Here is a 16,188-nt window from a genome sequence, read left to right as displayed (position 1 = left end):
GGGGCTCATGCACCGGCCCCCGGTCCCACGGGGAGGACCGGAACCGCCCGAGGAGGCCCGACGCGGGCCCCTGACACCTGTACTCGAGGAGAATCCCGTGGCTGCCACCTGCGACGTCTGCGGCAAGGGCCCCGGCTTCGGACACTCGATCTCCCACTCGCACCGCCGCACGAAGCGGCGCTGGAACCCGAACATCCAGCGGGTCCGTGCGCTCGTGGGCGCGACGCCGAAGCGGATGAACGTCTGCACCTCCTGCCTCAAGGCCGGAAAGGTCGCGCGCTGACCCCAGCGCCACCCGCTCCACGGCCGCCGCTCCCTCAGGGACGGCGGCCGTAGTGCGTCCAGCCCCCGGTCGCGCCGGCGAGGGGCGCGGGGTCGGCGCCGTCGACGAGCACGCCCGGCTGCTCCCCCGCGGCGGGCTCGCGGCACGCGCCCACGACGTGCGCCCCCGGCGGCAGGGCGCCGGCGGGGAAGGTCGCGAGCATGGCGTGCTCCTCCCCGCTCGTCAGCACCCACCGCCGCGCCAGGTCGCGGTCGGCGGGGTCGAGGGCCGTCGCGAGCGCCCGCAGGTCGTCCCCGGGCGAGAGGGCGGCGCCGTCGAGGTCGACGACGACCCCGGAGGCCTGCGCCACCCGCAGCACGTCCCTCACGAGGCCGTCGCTCACGTCGATCATGCTCGTGGCCCCCGCAGCGCGCGCGACGGCGCCTGCACGGTGGTCGACCACGGGCGCGCGGTGGGCCGCCAGGCACGTCGTGAGGGCCTCCCTCGCCCCGGCGTCCCAGTCCGCCGGCGCCTCCGGCGAGGCGAGCGTCCCGACACCGGCCGAGAGCGCGGCCAGCCCCGCCGCGGACGCCCCGAGGGGCCGCCCCGGCAGCGGCAGCAGCGCGACGACGTCCCCCGGCCGGGCTCCGGCGCGGGTCACCGGCGGCGCCGGACCGTCGAGCACGCCGAGACCCGTGCCTGTCACGACGGTGACCGGGCCCTCCGCGACGTCTCCGCCCAGCACCGCGGCACCCGCGGCCGCCGCCCCTTCCCCGAGCCCCGCGGCGAGGCCGGTCGCCCACGACAGCGGCAGGTCGCCCGGTGCCGTCAGCGAGACGACGAGGCCCGTGGGGCGCGCCCCCATCGCCTCGACGTCGGCGAGCACCTGGACGACCGTCTTGCGGCCGACGTCGGCGGCCGACGACCAGTCGAGCCGGAAGTCGACGCCCACCACCAGCGTGTCCGTCGTGACGACGACGGGACCCGCGTCGGCGACGACGGCCGCGTCGTCCCCCGGCGGCACGACCACCCGGGGGCCGGGCTCCGGGTCGCGGGACCCCGAGGCGGTGAGGGTCCGGAGCACGGCGGAGACGAGGGCGTCCTCCCCGACGTCGGCGACGGTCGGCTCGGGCACGGGCGGCTCCTCGGGTGGGCGGTCGGCACCGTGGGGCCGGCGTTGGTCGGTCGCGGTACGGTCGGCGCGTGGTCCAGGCGTACATCCTCGTGCAGACAGAGGTCGGCAAGGCCGGCAGCGTGTCCGACGCCATCCGCGACATGGCGGAGACGGTGTCGGTGGAGAACGTGACGGGTCCCTACGACGTCGTCGCGAAGGTCCAGGCGGAGACGCTCGACGAGCTGGGCCGGCTCGTCGTCGCGCGCATCCAGGAGCTCGCCGGCATCACCCGCACCCTCACGTGCCCCGTGGTCCACGTCTGAGGCTGCCGCTCGCCGCGCTCGCCGCGCTGGTCCTCGCCGGCTGCACCGGCCCGCTCGCCGTCGAGGCCGGACCGGAGGCCACCGACCCGGCCTGCGCCGAGCTCCTCGCGGCCCTCCCCCGGACCGTCGCGGACGCCCAGGCGAGGCAGACGAGCGGCGCCGGCACCGCCGCGTGGGGCGAGCCGGCCGTGCTGCTGCGCTGCGGCGTCACGCCGACCGGTCCGACGTCCCGGGAGTGCGTGAGCGTGGAGGCGTCCGACGGCTCGGTGGTCGACTGGGTGCTGCTCGCCTCCGACGACAGCGGCGCGATCCTCACGACGTACGGCCGCCGACCGGCGGTCGAGGTCGAGGTGCCCGCCACCTACGGCCCCGCGACGCTGTCCGTGCTGCCGGACGTCGGTCCCGCGGTGGCCGCGCTACCCGTCGAGGCGGCCTGCCTGTCGTCCTAGGGCTACCGCAGGCCGACCGGCCGCTCGAGCGCCAACCGGACGAGGCGGTCGACGAGCTCGGGGTACGTCACGCCGGTCCGCTCCCACAGCACGGGGTACATCGACGTCGACGTGAACCCCGGCATCGTGTTGACCTCGTTGAGCAGCAGGCGTGCCCCGCCCGGGCCCGCCGCGTCCCCACCGGGCTCGACGAACCAGTCGACGCGCGCGAGCCCCTCGCAGCCGAGGGCCTCGAACGCCTCGACGGACCGGTCGCGGACCGCCGCTGCGACCTCGTCGGGCAGGTCCGCCGGCGCGACGAGGTCGACCCGCGACCCGTCGAGGTACTTGGCCTCGAAGTCGTAGAAGCCGTCGCCGTGCACGACGATCTCCCCGCACACGCTGGCCCGCGGCGTCCCCCCGTCCGGCGCCCCCAGGACCCCGCACTCGATCTCGCGCCCGGCGACGCCGACCTCGACGACGACCCGCGGGTCGTGCTCCGCCGCCGCCTCGAGCGCCGCGACGAGCGCGGCCTGCGCGTCGGGCCCGTCGAGGGCGACCCGGCCGATGCCGAGGCTGCTGCCGGCACGGGACGGCTTGACGAAGACGGGTGTGCCGGGAGCCGCGCGACCGAGGACCACGTCGCGTACCTGCCCGAGGACGCCTGCGGGGTCGGTGCGCCAGTCCCGCGGGTGCAGCAGCACCCAGTCGGCGACCTCGAAGCCCGCGTGCGCGAGCAGGACCTTCATCGTGTGCTTGTCCATCCCCGCGGCGCTCGCGAGCACACCCGAGCCGACGTACCGGGTGCCCGCGAGCTCGAGGAGGCCCTGGAGGGTGCCGTCCTCGCCGTAGGGCCCGTGGAGCAGCGGCAGCACGACGTCGACGTCGCCCACCGCGACCGGTGACCCGGACTCGGGCACCCGCACGAGCCCCTGGCGCTCGGTGTCGGTCGCGCTCAGCACGTGCCCGGGCGCGACCGCGGAGGCCGCCGTCACCTCCGGGAGCTCACGGCCCCGCAGTCGCCAGGCCGACGGGTCGTCGTCGACGAGCAGCCAGGCGCCGCTGCGCGTGATGCCGACGGCGACGACGTCGTAGCGGTCACGGTCGAGTGCGGCGAGGACGCCCGACGCGGTGACGCACGAGATGCCGTGCTCGCCGGAGCGGCCACCGAACAGGACGGCGACGCGAGGCCGCCGGGTACCGCTGTCGCTCATGGACGGCGAGGCTAACGGCCGGGGCGGCCGTGCCCGGCGAGGCGCCACCTACGCTGGCGCCCGTGCCCGACTCCCCCGCCACCCGACTCGTGCACGCCGGTCGCCCGCCTGCTGTCGGCGGGGGACCTCTCAACCCGTCCGTCGAGCTGTCGAGCACGTACCACGCCCTCACCGGGCCCGACGGGATGGCCGACCCCTCGGTCCGCAGCTACGCCCGCGGCGGCACCGGGACGTGGCAGGCGCTCGAGGCGGCGCTCGGGGAGCTCGAGGGTGGCGAGGCCGTGCTGCTGGCGTCCGGCATCGCCGCCGTCACCGCCGGGGTCGAGGTCGCGCTCGCGCGCGCCGCCGCACGTGCAGCCGACACGACCGCACCCGGCGCGCACCGGCCCCGCGTCGTCGTGCCGTCCCGTGCGTACTCCGGCACGGTCGCGCTCCTGCGCCACCTGCGGGACACCCGCGGCGTCGACGTCGTCGAGGTGGACCCCGCCCTCCCCGGCGCGCTCGAGGCGGCGGCGGCCCAGGGCGCGGACCTCGTGTGGCTCGAGACCCCGGTGAACCCCACGATGGAGCTCACCGATGTGCGCGCCGTCCGCGCGGCCGTCGAGCGGGCCGCCACCACGGCGGCGGACGGCCGCCGTGCGCTGGTCGCCGTCGACAGCACCTTCGCGACCCCGCTCCTGCAGAACCCGCTCGCCCTCGGCGCGGACCTCGCCGTCCACTCCCTGACGAAGGCGGTGTCGGGCCACAGCGACGTCCTGCTCGGCGCCGTCGTGGCCGGCGACGGCGACCTCGCGGAGCGCCTGCGGGAGCACCGCACCCGCACGGGCGCCGTGCCGGGGCCCTTCGAGGCGTGGCTCGGCCTGCGGGGCCTGCGCACCCTCGACGTCCGGCTCCAGCGGGCCCAGGCGAGCGCCCACGTGCTCGCCGGACGGGCGCGCGGCCACCGCGCGGTCCGCCGGGTCCGCTACCCGGGGCTGGCCGACGACCCCGGCCACGCGCTCGCGACGGAGCAGATGCGCGGCCCCGGGACGCTGCTCGCCCTCGACCTCGCCGACGCCGCCGCCGCGGAGCGGGTGGCGGCCGCGACGCGGTTGTGGGTGCACGCGACGAGCCTCGGCGGGGTGGAGTCTCTCGTCGAGCGACGCCGCCGGCACCCTGCGGAGCCGCTGGGCGTGCCCGAGGGGCTGCTGCGGCTGTCGGTGGGCATCGAGGACGTCGAGGACCTGTGGCGGGACCTCGAGCAGGCCCTCGACCGGTCGCTCGAGCGGGGCTGAGGGCCCCGGCTGCTACTCGACCTCGGGCTTGCGGGCCCGCGAGAGCAGCAGCCTCGCGAGGTCCTCCGGGCGCAGGCCACCCGAGACCACGGCCGTCACCGCCTCGGTGATGGGGACGTCGACGCCGAGGGAGCGGGCGAGGTGCAGCAGCGACCCGCACGACACGACGCCCTCGGCGGTCTGCCGGGTTCGGGCGACGACCTCCTCGACGGTCGAGCCGCGGCCGAGCTCCTCCCCGAACGTGCGGTTGCGGCTGAGCGGCGAGGTGCACGTCGCGACGAGGTCGCCCATGCCCGCGAGCCCGGCGAACGTCTGCGGGTCGGCGCCGAGCGCGGCGCCGAGCCGCGCCGTCTCGGCGAGGCCCCGCGTGATGATCGAGGCCCGGGAGTTGTCGCCCATCCCGAGCCCCACGGCCATGCCGACGGCGAGGGCGATGACGTTCTTCATCGCCCCGGCGATCTCGACCCCGACGACGTCGGTGTTCGTGTACGGGCGGAAGTAGTCGGTCGAGCAGGCCGCGGCCACCTGCTCCGCGACCTCCGGCGTCGTCGCCGCGACGACGGTCGCGGTCGGCTGCCGCGCGGCGATCTCGCGGGCGAGGTTGGGTCCGCTCACCACGGCGACCCGGTCGCGCCCGACGCCGGCGGCCTCGGCGACGACCTCGCTCATGCGCCGGTCGCTGCCGTGCTCGACGCCCTTGGAGAGCGAGACGAGGACGGCGTCGGGACGAACGTGGGCCGCGAGCGGGGCGACCGTCCGACGCAGCACCTTCGACGGCAGCGCGACGACGACGACGTCGGCTCCCGACACCGCGCCGACCGCGTCGGTGGTGGCCGTGAGCGCCTCCGGCAGCTCGACACCGGGCAGGTAGCGGGGGTTGGCGTGGTCGCTCGCGATCGAGCGGACGATCTCGGGGTCCCGCCCCCACACCGTGGTCGGGCAGCCGGCGTCGGTGGTGACGGCGGCGAAGGTGGTGCCCCACGACCCGCTGCCGAGCACGCAGACGCGCGGCCGTGCGCTCATCTTCGCTCCTCGCGGCCGGTCCAGCGGCCCGTCTCCGGCACCCCTGCCGCCTTCGGGTCGAAGGGGACGGTCGGTGGCGTCTCGCCCCGCTGCTCGGCGACGATGGCGGTGAGCGCGCGCATGATGCGGTCGGTCGCCTCGGTGAGGACGGCCTGGTCGAGCGGGCGACCGCGCAGGTCGTCGAGGTCGACGGGCGGGCCGGCCCACACGTGGACGGTCTTCCGGGGGAACGGGCGCGGCACCCGGCCGTACCGGGGCAGCAGACGGTGCGGGCCCCACTGCCCCACGGGGACGACGGGGGCGCCGGTCTCCAGCGCGATGCGGGCCGCGCCGGTCTTCCCGCGCATCGGCCACAGGTCGGGGTCCCGCGTGAGCGTGCCCTCCGGGAACACGACGACCATGAGGCCCCGGCGCACCGCGGCGACCGCCGAGCGGAACGCCTCGGCGGCGTCACCACCCCCGCGGTGGACGGGGATCTGCTCCGCGTCGCGGAGGATCGCCCCGAGCAGCGGCACCCGGAACAGGCTCGACTTCACGAGGTAGCGCATGACCCGGCCGTGCGCGTGCACCCAGTGACCGAGGGTGAGGGGGTCGACCTCGCTCGCGTGCGTCGAGACGAGGACGAGGCCCCCCTCGGCCGGCAGGTTCTCCGCACCGCGCCAGTCGCGGCGTGTCGTGAGGCGCAGGAGGGGGATGCAGACGGCGAGGACGAGCCGGTAGCCCCACCCCAGCCGCGTGTCGGTCTCGCGGCGGGTGCTCACGCCGTCACCCTAACCACCCGTGCGCTCGGGCGGGTGGGACGATGCGCGGCGATGGCGACGGACCGCGCGGCTCCCGGCTGGACGGTCGTCCTGCCCGTCAAGGGCGGCGACTCCGCGAAGTCGCGGCTCGCCGTCCCCGACCGCATCTCCCTGGCCCGCGCCGTCGCGCTCGACACCGTCGCCGCCGTCACCGCCGCGGACGGGGTCGTGCAGCGCGTCCTGGTGGTGACGGGCGACGCGCGAGCGGCCGCGGAGCACGCGGCCCTCGGGGCGACCGTCGTCGCCGATCCCGGACCCGACCTCGCGGCGGCGCTCCGGGCGGGGCTGGAGGCAGCGGGCCGGCAGGCGCCCGAGCGGCCCTGCGCCGTGCTGCTCGCCGACCTGCCGGCGCTGACGGCGGACGACGTGCGCCTGGGGCTCGCGGCGTGTGCCGACGCCCTGGCCTCGGGGGCGCGTCAGGTGACGGTGCCCGACGCGGACGGAACGGGGACGACGCTGCTGGCCGCGGCGTCCCCCGCCGTGCTCACCCCGTCGTTCGGTGCGGGCTCGGCGGGCCGTCACGCCGTGGTCGCGCACGTGCTCACCGACGTGCCGTGGGCCCTGCGGCACGACGTCGACACCGCCCACCAGCTCGACGCCGTCCTCGCGCACGGCGCCGGGCCGCGCACCCGCGCGGTCGTCGCCGGTCCCGCCCGCGACGCGGGCTGACCGTCAGCCGCGCTCCACCATCGCCCCGAGCGCGGCGAGCTTGTCGCCGAAGTGCTCGTAGCCGCGGTCGATGAGCCCGATGCCGTGGACCTTCGACGTGCCCTCGGCCGCGAGTGCCGCGATGAGGTGGCTGAAGCCCCCGCGCAGGTCCGGGACGGTGATCTCGGCGCTGTGGAGCTTCGACGGGCCCGAGACGACGGCGCTGTGGAGGAAGTTCCGCTGCCCGAACCGGCACGGCGCGCCGCCGAGGCACTCCCGGTACACCTGGATCGTCGCGCCCATCTCCCGCAGCGCGTCGGTGAACCCGAAGCGCTGCTCGTACACGGTCTCGTGGACGATGCTGAGCCCGCTGGCCTGCGTGAGCGCCACCACGAGCGGCTGCTGCCAGTCGGTCATGAAGCCGGGGTGGACGTCGGTCTCGAGGACGATGGACGACAGGTCGCCGCCGGGGTGCCAGAAGCGGATGCCGTCCTGCCGCACGTCGAAGCGGCCCCCGACCTTCCGGAAGACGTTGAGGAACGTCATCATCTCGGGCTGCGTGGCGCCCTCGAGGAAGACGTCACCCTTCGTCGCGAGCGCGGCGCACGCCCAGGACGCGGCCTCGATCCGGTCGGTGAGCGCGTAGTGGTCGTAGCCCTCGAGGCGGTCGACGCCCTCGATGCGGATGACCCGGTCGGTGTCGACGCTGATGATGGCGCCCATCTTCTGGAGCACCGCGATGAGGTCGAGGATCTCCGGCTCGATGGCGGAGTTCTTGAGCTCGGTGACGCCCTCCGCGCGCACGGCGGTGAGCAGGACCTGCTCGGTCGCCCCGACGCTGGGGTACTCCAGCTCGATCTTGGTGCCGCGCAGCCCGTCCGGGGCCGTGATGCGGATGCCGCCACCCGGGAGCTTGTCGACGACGGCGCCGAAGCGCCGCAGCGACTCGAGGTGGTAGTTGATGGGCCGGTCGCCGATGCGGCAGCCGCCGAGGTCGGGGATGAACGCCTCCCCGAGGCGGTGCAGCAGCGGGCCGCACAGGAGGATCGGGATGCGGCTCGTGCCGGCGTGGGCGTCGATGTCGGCGCTGTGGGCGCGCTCGACCTCGCTGGGGTCGAGCAGGAGGCCGTCCTCGCCCTGGTCGTGGACCGAGACGCCGTGCAGCTCGAGGAGACCCGTGACCACGCCGACGTCGCGGATCGCCGGCACGTTGCGGAGCCGGCTCGGCGTGTGCCCGAGCAGCGAGGCCACCATCGCCTTCGACACGAAGTTCTTGGCACCCCGCAGGCGGATGCGCCCGTTGAGGGGCGAGCCCCCGTGGACGATGAGCGTGTCGGTCACGGTCCCATGGTGGACCATCGGCGCCCGCCCGCCGACCGCGACCGCTCCCGTGTCCGTCCGGACCGGCACAGCGGCGGCCTCAGGCGCCCCCGCCGGTGCCGGCGGTCGGGGTGGACGACGGGGTGGACGACGGGGTGGACGACGGGGTGTCGTCCTCACCGGTCGCGGCCGCCGGGCTCGAGGACGGCTGCGCCGCCGGGCGGACGGCCGGGCGACGGGCCGGGGCGCCGGTCCGTGTCGCCGGGGTCCGCTTCGCAGGAGTGCGCGTGGCGGTGGTCCGCTTCGCGGCCGTCTGCTTCGCGGCCGTCTGCTTCGCGGCCGTCTGCTTCGCGGCCGTCTGCTTCGCGGGGGTGCGTGTCGTGGGCGTGCGCTTCGCCGAGCTGCGCGTCGCGGTCGAGGACGTCGCCGGGCTCCCACCCGACGAGGACGGGACGGGCGGGCGCGTCGCGGTCGCGGAGTCGGTGGTCGCCGCCTCCGTGGCCCGCGCCGTCCCGGTCGCCGTCGCAGGAGCGGCCGCCGCGGTCGTCCTCGCGGTCGTCTTCTTCGCTGTCGACTTCTTCGTGGTCGACCTCTTCGCGGGCGCGGCCTTCGTCGCCGTCGTCTTCTTCGCGGGCGTGGCCTTCGTCGCCGTCGTCTTCTTCGTGGTCGACTTCTTCGCGGGCGTGGCCTTCGTGGCCGTCGTCTTCTTCGCCGTCGTCTTCTTCGCCGTCGCCTTCTTCGCGGGCGTGGCCTTCGTCGCCGTCGTCCTCTTCGCCGTCGCCTTCTTCGCGGGCGTGGTGTCGCCGGTCGCGACCGGGCCACCTCCGGGCGCTCCGCCGTCGCGGGCCTCGGCCGCCTTCCGCGCGGGCGAGGCCTCGGTGGCGACGACGGGCACGGGCTGCGTCGACGGCTTCGGACGCGCCTTCGCGCCGTACTGCTTCTCGGCCTTGACCTGCGCCTTCTTCGCGATCTTGGAGACCTTGCCGCCCTTCTTGCCCTCAGCCACGGCGGCAGCGGCCACGGCGATGGCCTGCTCGCCCAGGTGGCGGGCCTCGTCGACGAGGACGCGGAAGCCCTTGGCCGGCTCGAAGCGCGGGACCTGGACGCCCGCCACGTCGACGGGCTCGCCCTCGGACGCCGCCCGGTAGGCGCGCTCGAAGGTGCCGAGGCCGCTGACGGCGACCTTCTCGCCGCGGGCGACGGCATCCGTGACGGACTCGACGAATGCGTCGACGGCCTGCTTGGCCTTCTTCTTGTCGCCGATCCGCTCGGCGATCGCGGCGACGAGGTCGCTCCTGTTCACGGGTGCCTCCTGGCGTCGACGGTGGGCTGGCCCGGGTCACGCTACGGCCCGGGCGTCGCCCGGTCCACGGCATCCGGGTCAGGCGGGGCGTCGCGCGAGCGCCCGTGCGCGCACGTAGTCCTGGTCGTAGCTGCCGTCCGCGCGCCGCAGCCGCGCGACCGCGCGCGCGACCGCGTCCGCCGCGAACGCCTCCACGGCCTCCGGCCGGACGTCGCCCCGCCCGTAGCCCACGAGCACCTGGCTCCGCAGCCAGCCCTCGACGGCGCGCGCGTCGGGCAGCCGTCGGCGCTGGCGGACCAGCTCGACGTCGAGCGGCTCGAGCCCCGCCCCTCGCACGAGCCCCGCCAGCTCCTCCGCCTCGGGGAAGAACCACGTCGCCGGCGCGACGCCGTGCCCGGCCGCGACCTCGTCGAGGACCGCGCGGGCCGCCGCCACCTGGCCCGCCCCGCCCATGTCGATGCGCAGCAGGCCGCCCGGGGCCAGAGCCGTCGCGAGGCGACGGTGGACGAGCGCCTGGTCGGTTTCCGGCACCCAGTGCAGCGTCGCGACGCTCAGCACGACGTCCGCCCACCCGTCGGGCACCACGGCGTCCAGCTCCTGCGCCCGCGCCACCTCGAAGCGCAGCCCGGCCACGGCATCGCCGTCCCGCGCCACCGCGACCTGGGACGAGGACGCGTCGATCCCGAGCACCTCACCACCGGGCGCGACGCGGTCCGCCACGTGCCGGGTGAGGTCGCCCACGCCGCACCCGACGTCGAGCACCCGCAGCCCGGTCCGCCAGGGGACCGCGTCGAGCACCTCGTCGTCGTGGGCGCGGTGGTGGGCGGTGTGGGCGGCGTAGAGCGCCCCGTCGAACGCCGGGTCCGTCGTGCCGGCGCCCCGGCTCACCCGACCGGCGTCGTGGTCGGGCGCCAGGCCTCGCGGCGCCCCTCGAAGTCCGCGACCTCTGCCTCGTGCCGCAGCGTCAGACCGATGTCGTCGAGGCCCTCCATGAGCCGCCAGCGCGTGTAGTCGTCGACCTCCATCGTCGCGACGACGTCGGCGCAGCGCACCTGGCGCGCCTCGAGGTCCACCGTCACCTCGAGGCCCGGCTGCTCCTCGAGCAGCTTCCACAGCAGCTCGACGTCCTCCTGCGCGAGCCGGCCCGCGACCAGGCCCTGCTTGCCGGCGTTGCCTCGGAAGATGTCGGCGAACCGCGACGACAGCACGGCGCGGAAGCCGTAGTCCTTGAGGGCCCACACCGCGTGCTCGCGGGAGGACCCCGTGCCGAAGTCGGGGCCGGCGACCAGGACGCTGCCCGTGCGGTACGCCTCCTGGTTGAGGACGAAGCCCGGGTCCTGCCGCCAGGCGGAGAAGAGCCCGTCCTCGAAGCCCGTGCGGGACACCCGCTTGAGGTAGACGGCGGGGATGATCTGGTCGGTGTCGACGTTGCTCGCGCGCAGCGGGACGCCCGTGCCGGTGTGGGTGGTGAACGGTTCCATCGCGGTGCCTCCGGTCGGTCCGGGAACGGGCGGGGTCAGTCGAGGTCGGCGGGGCTGGACAGCGTGCCGCGGACGGCCGTGGCGGCCGCCACGAGAGGACTCACGAGGTGGGTGCGGCCGCCCCGGCCCTGCCGGCCCTCGAAGTTGCGGTTCGACGTCGACGCGCTCCGCTCCCCCGGCGACAGCTGGTCCGGGTTCATGCCGAGGCACATCGAGCAGCCGGCGCCGCGCCAGTCGGCGCCGAACTCCTTGAAGACGACGTCGAGGCCCTCCTCCTCGGCCTGCAACCGGACGCGCGCCGACCCCGGGACGACCATGACCCGCAGGTCCGGGTGCTTGTGCCGCCCCTGCACGACCGCGGCCGCGGCGCGCAGGTCCTCGATGCGCCCGTTCGTGCACGAGCCGATGAACACGGTGTCGACCTTGACCTCCCGCATCGGCGTGCCGGGCTCCAGCGCCATGTAGGCGAGCGCCTTCTCCGCCGACGCACGCGCCGTCGGCTCGCTCATCTGCTCGGGGTCGGGCACCGACCCCGACAGCGGGACGCCCTGCCCCGGGTTCGTGCCCCACGTGACGAACGGCTCGATGTCGGCGGCGTCGAGCACGACCTCCTCGTCGAAGACGGCGTCGTCGTCGGTCCGCAGCGTCCGCCAGTACTCGACGGCGGCGTCCCAGTCCGCGCCCTGCGGCGCGTGCGGGCGGCCCTGGAGGTAGGCGAACGTCGTGTCGTCCGGGGCGATCACGCCCGCCCGGGCGCCGGCCTCGATCGACATGTTGCAGATCGTCATCCGCGCCTCCATCGACAGGCTGCGGATCGCCTCGCCGCGGTACTCCAGCACGTAGCCCTGGCCGCCGCCGGTCCCGATCCGGGCGATGACGGCGAGGATGACGTCCTTCGCCGTCGAGCCCTCGGGCAGCGCGCCGTCGACGGTGATCGCCATGGTGCGGAACGGCCGCAGCGGCAGGGTCTGGGTGGCGAGGACGTGCTCGACCTCGCTCGTGCCGATACCCAAGGCCAGCGCCCCGAACGCACCGTGGGTGGAGGTGTGGCTGTCGCCGCACACGACGGTGATCCCCGGCATGGTGAGGCCGAGCTGCGGGCCGACGACGTGGACGATGCCCTGGTCGACGTCGCCGAGCGGGTGCAGCCGGATCCCGAACTCCTCGCAGTTGCTGCGCAGCGTGTCGACCTGGGTGCGGCTGACGGGGTCGGCGATGAGCGTCTGGCGGGTGACGCCGAGGTCGGTCGGGACGTTGTGGTCCTCGGTCGCGATCGTGAGGTCCGGGCGACGCACCTGCCGACCTGCGAGGCGCAGGCCCTCGAAGGCCTGCGGGCTCGTCACCTCGTGGACGAGGTGGAGGTCGATGTAGAGCAGGTCCGGCTCGTCGCCCTCCCCCTTGCGGACGACGTGCGCGTCCCACAGCTTCTCTGCGAGCGTCCGGCCCATCGGTGCCACCTCCCGCGACCGTCCCGGTCGCTGTCGTCCTGTCCTGACGTCTTCGGCAGGATGCCTTGCCATCCCACGTGACGAGACGGCAGTATCGACTCGTGGACAAGAGTAGCGGAGTCGGCGTCCTCGACAAGGCCGCCGTCGTCCTGGGCGCCCTCGAGGGCGGCCCCGTGACCCTCGCCCAGCTCGTCGAGAGCACGGGCCTCGCACGCCCGACCGCCCACCGCCTCGCGGTCGCGCTCGAGCACCACCGGCTCGTCGCCCGCGACGGCAACGGCCGCTTCGTCCTCGGCCCCCGGGTGGCGGAGCTCGCCGCCGCGGCGGGCGAGGACCGGCTGTTCGCCGTGTCGCAGCCCGTGCTGGCGGCGCTGCGCGACCACACGGGCGAGTCCGCGCAGGTGTACCGGCGCCAGGGCGAGCACCGCGTGTGCGTCGCGGCCGCCGAGCGGCCGAGCGGCCTGCGCGACAGCGTCCCCGTCGGCGCGACCCTCACGATGCTCGCCGGCTCTGCCGCCCAGGTGCTCCTCGCGTGGGAGGAGCCGGACCGCCTCCACAAGGGCCTCATCGGAGCCCGCTTCACGGCGACCACGCTGTCGCAGGTGCGGCGGCGGGGCTGGGCTCAGTCCGTCGGCGAGCGCGAGCCCGGCGTCGCGTCCGTGTCGGCGCCGGTCCGCGGGTCGCAGGGTCGCGTCATCGCCGCGATCTCGGTGTCCGGTCCCATCGAGCGCCTCTCGCGCCAGCCCGGCCGCATGCACGCCGCCGCGGTCATGGCCGCCGCGAACCGGCTCACCGAGGCGCTGCGCCGCGCCGGCGGCGAGGGCGTCGCGGCGGCGCCGCAGACCGCGAGCGTCGGCCCCCTGCCCCCTGCACCGCCGGCGTACCGGACCGCGCGCACCGTCCGCCCCGAGCACCGCCCCGAGCACCCGGCCACCCTGGCTCCCCGGCCGGCAGCCGGCGTCGTCCGGCCGCTCGCCCGCTGAGAGCCCCCCGGACGCACGAAGGCCCGCTCCGGCTGGAGCGGGCCTTCGTCCCGTGTAGCCCCGACCGGATTCGAACCGGCGCTACCGCCTTGAGAGGGCGGCGTCCTAGGCCGCTAGACGACGGGGCCCTAGGTGCCCTGACCGGGCCGGTGAAGACTACCGCACGCGGGACCATGCCCCGGGCGGTGCCCTCCTGAGCTGGGGTACCAGGACTCGAACCTAGACTAGCTGAACCAGAATCAGCCGGGCTGCCAATTACCCCATACCCCATGGGTGCCGTCCCGACGGGCGGGCGCGACGTGCACGAGGGTAGCCGACCGCGGGGGGCGGTCCAAAACCGCCGTCCCGTGCCCCTACGCTCGGCCCGCACGCCGGACGGACGACGGGTGGGGACGCAGTGGCGACTGGGACGCCGGTTCACGGCGCGGCGGCGGCCCGCACCGGAGGCACCGACCGGGCCGGCACGACGGCTCTCCTCCTGGTGCCGGCGGGGGTCGCGCTGGTCGCGCTCCCGGTGATGCTGGCGGCCGCCTTCGCGCAGCAGGTCGGGGCGTGGTCCTGGTGGACGGCCACCGCGGGGGTGCTCGCGGGGGCGGCGCTCGCCGCCGCGGTCCTGCCCGCGCTCCGGCTGCCCCGCGTCCCCTGGCCGGTGGCGGCGGCCGTCGCCGCGGTCGCCGTCCTGACCGTGGTGTGGGGCGTCGCCGCCTCGGGGGAGCACGTCGTGGTCCGGCGCGACCCCGGGGCGTACGCGACGTACGCCCTCGCCCTCGCGCGCGTCGGTGGCGTGCCGCTCGACCCCGGGCTCGAGGTGTTCGGGCTCCAGGCCACCGACCCCTGGGTGCGCGTGAGCGCCGCCGCCAACTACTCCGTCGCCGGACCGGTCGTCGACGGGCAGCCGACCCTCCGGGTCGAGCCCCAGTTCCTCGTCGGCGTCCCCGCCCTGCTGTCGCTCGGCTGGTGGGTGGCCGGGTGGCCTGCGATGGCCTTCCTGCCGGCCCTCGCGACGGGTCTCGCCCTGTGCGCGGTGGGGGCGCTCGGCCACCGGCTGCTCGGCGGGTGGGGCGCGGCGCTCGCGGTCGCGCTGCTCGCGCTCGCGCAGCCCGTGGCGCTCGTCGCCCGGCAGACCTTCTCCGAGCCGTTCTCCCTGCTCTACCTCATGACGGGCGCCGCGCTGCTCGTCGCGGCGGTCGACGCGACGCGGGCCCGCGACGGGCGCCTCCTCGGCCTCGTGGCCGGTGTGCTGCTCGGCGCCAACCTCCTCGTCCGCATCGACGCCGTCCGGGAGCTCGTGCTGCTCGTGCCCGCGGTCGCGCTGCTCGCCGGGAGGCGGCACCCGGCCGCCGTGCCCCTGGCGGTCGGGGCCCTCGCGAGCGGCGTCCCCGCCGCGCTGGCCACGAGGTGGTGGTCCTCGCCCTACATCGCCTCCGTCATGAGCTCGCTGGGACCGCTCGTCGTCGCCGGAGCGCTCCTGCTGGCGGTGTCGCTGCTCGCGCTCGCGGCGGGGCGGGTGCTCGCCGACCGCTGGCACGCGGGACCGCCCACCTGGGCCTCGTGGGCCGCGGTCCGGCTGCCGCTCGCGTCCGGCGGTGTCGTCGCCGCCGCCTGGCTGGTTCTCGCGAGCCGACCCCTGTGGCTCGTCGACACCCGCGAGCCCTACCTGCCGGGGCAGGACACGTTCGTCGAGGCGCTCCAGCAGCAGCAGGGCCTCGTGCTCGACGGCACGCGGACCTACGCCGAGGACTCGGTGACGTGGCTCGTGTGGTGGCTGGGTCCCGCGACCGTCCTCGCCGCGGCCGTCGCCTCCGTCGCGCTCACCGTGGTCGGCGCCCGGGCGGTGCTGACACGCCGGCCGCTGCCGGGGTGGGTGCTGCCCTTCGTCGTCGGGCTCGCCGTCACCCTCGTCAGCCTCTACCGCCCGGCGATCACGCCGGACCACCCGTGGGCGGACCGGCGCTACGTCACCGTCACGTACCCGTTCGTCGTCCTGTGCGCGGTCGCGGCCCTCGTCGCGTTCACCCGCTGGCTGCCACGACGAGCCGGGGGTGGCGCGGCCCGGCCCCTGCTGGCGAGCGGCCTCGCGCTGTCGTTCCTGGTCCCGACCGCCCTCGCGACGGCACCGGTCGCGCTCGAGCGCACCGAGGTGGGTCAGGTCGACGCCGCCCGGCAGGTGTGCGGGGCCCTCGAGGCCGCGGGGCCGGACCCTGCCGTCCTCACGGTCGGTTTCCGGGCGCGCGTGGAGTGGGCCCCGGTGGTCCGGGCCCTGTGCGGGGTCCCGCTCGTCGGTATCGAGCCGCCGGCCGAGCCGGGTGGTGGGGAGGACCTCGGCTCCGTCCTCGCGCGCGCCGCGGCCGGAGCGCGGGCGAACGGCGCCACACCTGTCGTGCTCGTCGGGGACCAGGCGAGCGCGCAGCAGGTCGCCGACGCCACCGGGGTGACCGCCCAGCCTGTCGTCGACCTCGCGACGAGCGAGCCTGCGAGGCTGCTCGAGGAGCCGCCGACGAGCAGCCGGCCGCTCACGGTCCAGGCGTGGGTCGTGCCCCTGACGTCACCCTGAGCCGCGAGACCGC

Annotated in this window: 15 protein-coding genes, 2 tRNA genes and 1 pseudogene; 7 read left to right on the top strand and 11 right to left on the bottom strand. The window is 76.1% G+C overall.

Going from position 1 to position 16,188, the window contains the following annotated elements; translation table 11 throughout:
* Nucleotides 1–97 precede the first annotated feature (97 nt).
* Nucleotides 98–283, top strand: coding sequence for a 50S ribosomal protein L28 (rpmB, locus tag WAB14_RS05805; RefSeq protein WP_340268277.1), 186 nt, complete (start codon nucleotides 98–100; stop codon nucleotides 281–283).
* Nucleotides 284–317: 34 nt separating this feature from the next.
* Here rpmB and WAB14_RS05800 read toward each other — a convergent pair whose 3' ends face one another.
* A complete protein-coding gene (locus tag WAB14_RS05800; RefSeq protein WP_340268275.1) occupies nucleotides 318–1,397 on the bottom strand; it encodes a thiamine-phosphate kinase in 1,080 nt (359 codons plus the stop codon).
* 68 nt (nucleotides 1,398–1,465) lie between these two features.
* On the opposite strand from WAB14_RS05800, the gene WAB14_RS05795 reads away from it, so the two are divergent.
* Both WAB14_RS05795 and WAB14_RS05790 read left to right on the top strand, forming a co-directional pair.
* Nucleotides 1,466–1,699, top strand: a complete 234-nt coding sequence (locus tag WAB14_RS05795; RefSeq protein WP_340268273.1) for an Lrp/AsnC family transcriptional regulator — start codon at nucleotides 1,466–1,468, stop codon at nucleotides 1,697–1,699.
* The gene (locus WAB14_RS05790; protein WP_340268271.1) at nucleotides 1,678–2,148 is read left to right on the top strand and encodes a DUF3515 family protein; all 471 of its coding nucleotides are present in this window, start codon (nucleotides 1,678–1,680) and stop codon (nucleotides 2,146–2,148) included. The genes WAB14_RS05795 and WAB14_RS05790 overlap by 22 nt, the downstream gene beginning before the upstream one ends.
* Nucleotides 2,149–2,150: 2 nt before the next feature.
* On the opposite strand, the gene WAB14_RS05785 is transcribed toward WAB14_RS05790, so the two are convergent.
* Nucleotides 2,151–3,341: a D-alanine--D-alanine ligase family protein gene (locus WAB14_RS05785; protein WP_340268269.1), complete on the bottom strand. Its 1,191-nt coding sequence runs from the start codon at nucleotides 3,339–3,341 to the stop codon at nucleotides 2,151–2,153.
* Between the two features lie 62 nt (nucleotides 3,342–3,403).
* Here WAB14_RS05785 and WAB14_RS05780 point away from each other — a divergent pair, with 62 nt between their 5' ends.
* Nucleotides 3,404–4,615 carry a trans-sulfuration enzyme family protein gene (locus tag WAB14_RS05780; RefSeq protein WP_340268267.1) on the top strand — a complete coding sequence of 404 codons (1,212 nt, stop codon included), beginning with the start codon at nucleotides 3,404–3,406 and terminating at the stop codon, nucleotides 4,613–4,615.
* Between the two features lie 12 nt (nucleotides 4,616–4,627).
* Here WAB14_RS05780 and WAB14_RS05775 read toward each other — a convergent pair whose 3' ends face one another.
* Complete coding sequence (locus WAB14_RS05775) at nucleotides 4,628–5,638, bottom strand: NAD(P)H-dependent glycerol-3-phosphate dehydrogenase (protein WP_340268265.1); 1,011 nt, start codon at nucleotides 5,636–5,638, stop codon at nucleotides 4,628–4,630.
* Nucleotides 5,635–6,399 (bottom strand): lysophospholipid acyltransferase family protein, encoded by a 765-nt coding sequence (locus WAB14_RS05770; RefSeq protein WP_340268263.1) that lies wholly within the window; start codon nucleotides 6,397–6,399, stop codon nucleotides 5,635–5,637. Before WAB14_RS05770 ends, WAB14_RS05775 begins: the two co-directional genes overlap by 4 nt.
* Nucleotides 6,400–6,450: 51 nt before the next feature.
* Here WAB14_RS05770 and cofC point away from each other — a divergent pair, with 51 nt between their 5' ends.
* Entirely contained in the window at nucleotides 6,451–7,107 is a 657-nt protein-coding gene (gene cofC / locus WAB14_RS05765; protein ID WP_340268261.1) for a 2-phospho-L-lactate guanylyltransferase, read from the top strand.
* Nucleotides 7,108–7,110: 3 nt separating this feature from the next.
* Here cofC and murA read toward each other — a convergent pair whose 3' ends face one another.
* The 5 genes from murA to leuC form a co-directional block, all read right to left on the bottom strand.
* Nucleotides 7,111–8,427 carry a UDP-N-acetylglucosamine 1-carboxyvinyltransferase gene (gene murA / locus WAB14_RS05760; protein ID WP_340268259.1) on the bottom strand — a complete coding sequence of 439 codons (1,317 nt, stop codon included), beginning with the start codon at nucleotides 8,425–8,427 and terminating at the stop codon, nucleotides 7,111–7,113.
* 79 nt (nucleotides 8,428–8,506) lie between these two features.
* Nucleotides 8,507–9,709: an HU family DNA-binding protein gene (locus WAB14_RS05755; RefSeq protein WP_340268257.1), complete on the bottom strand. Its 1,203-nt coding sequence runs from the start codon at nucleotides 9,707–9,709 to the stop codon at nucleotides 8,507–8,509.
* A 78-nt stretch (nucleotides 9,710–9,787) separates the two neighbouring features.
* Nucleotides 9,788–10,597: a methyltransferase domain-containing protein gene (locus tag WAB14_RS05750; RefSeq protein WP_340268255.1), complete on the bottom strand. Its 810-nt coding sequence runs from the start codon at nucleotides 10,595–10,597 to the stop codon at nucleotides 9,788–9,790.
* Entirely contained in the window at nucleotides 10,594–11,190 is a 597-nt protein-coding gene (leuD, locus tag WAB14_RS05745; protein ID WP_340268253.1) for a 3-isopropylmalate dehydratase small subunit, read from the bottom strand. Before leuD ends, WAB14_RS05750 begins: the two co-directional genes overlap by 4 nt.
* Nucleotides 11,191–11,225: 35 nt before the next feature.
* Nucleotides 11,226–12,638 (bottom strand): 3-isopropylmalate dehydratase large subunit, encoded by a 1,413-nt coding sequence (gene leuC, locus WAB14_RS05740; protein WP_340268251.1) that lies wholly within the window; start codon nucleotides 12,636–12,638, stop codon nucleotides 11,226–11,228.
* 101 nt (nucleotides 12,639–12,739) lie between these two features.
* Here leuC and WAB14_RS05735 point away from each other — a divergent pair.
* A pseudogene (locus tag WAB14_RS05735) lies at nucleotides 12,740–13,453 on the top strand (IclR family transcriptional regulator); the annotation flags it as partial.
* Nucleotides 13,454–13,676: 223 nt separating this feature from the next.
* On the opposite strand, the gene WAB14_RS05730 reads toward WAB14_RS05735, so the two are convergent.
* A tRNA-Glu gene (locus WAB14_RS05730) sits at nucleotides 13,677–13,749 on the bottom strand.
* A gap of 70 nt (nucleotides 13,750–13,819) precedes the next feature.
* Nucleotides 13,820–13,891: transfer RNA gene (locus tag WAB14_RS05725), tRNA-Gln, on the bottom strand.
* A gap of 127 nt (nucleotides 13,892–14,018) precedes the next feature.
* Here WAB14_RS05725 and WAB14_RS05720 point away from each other — a divergent pair.
* On the top strand, nucleotides 14,019–16,175 hold the full coding sequence (locus WAB14_RS05720; RefSeq protein ID WP_340268249.1) for a hypothetical protein: 2,157 nt from the start codon (nucleotides 14,019–14,021) through the stop codon (nucleotides 16,173–16,175).
* Nucleotides 16,176–16,188: the final 13 nt, after the last annotated feature.

Origin of the sequence: Aquipuribacter nitratireducens (genome assembly GCF_037860835.1) — a bacterium.
GTDB classification, from domain to species: Bacteria; Actinomycetota; Actinomycetes; order Actinomycetales; family JBBAYJ01; genus Aquipuribacter; species Aquipuribacter nitratireducens.
The sequence above is the reverse complement of the archived record's forward strand: the minus strand, read 5'-3'. Positions and strand labels throughout refer to the sequence as shown.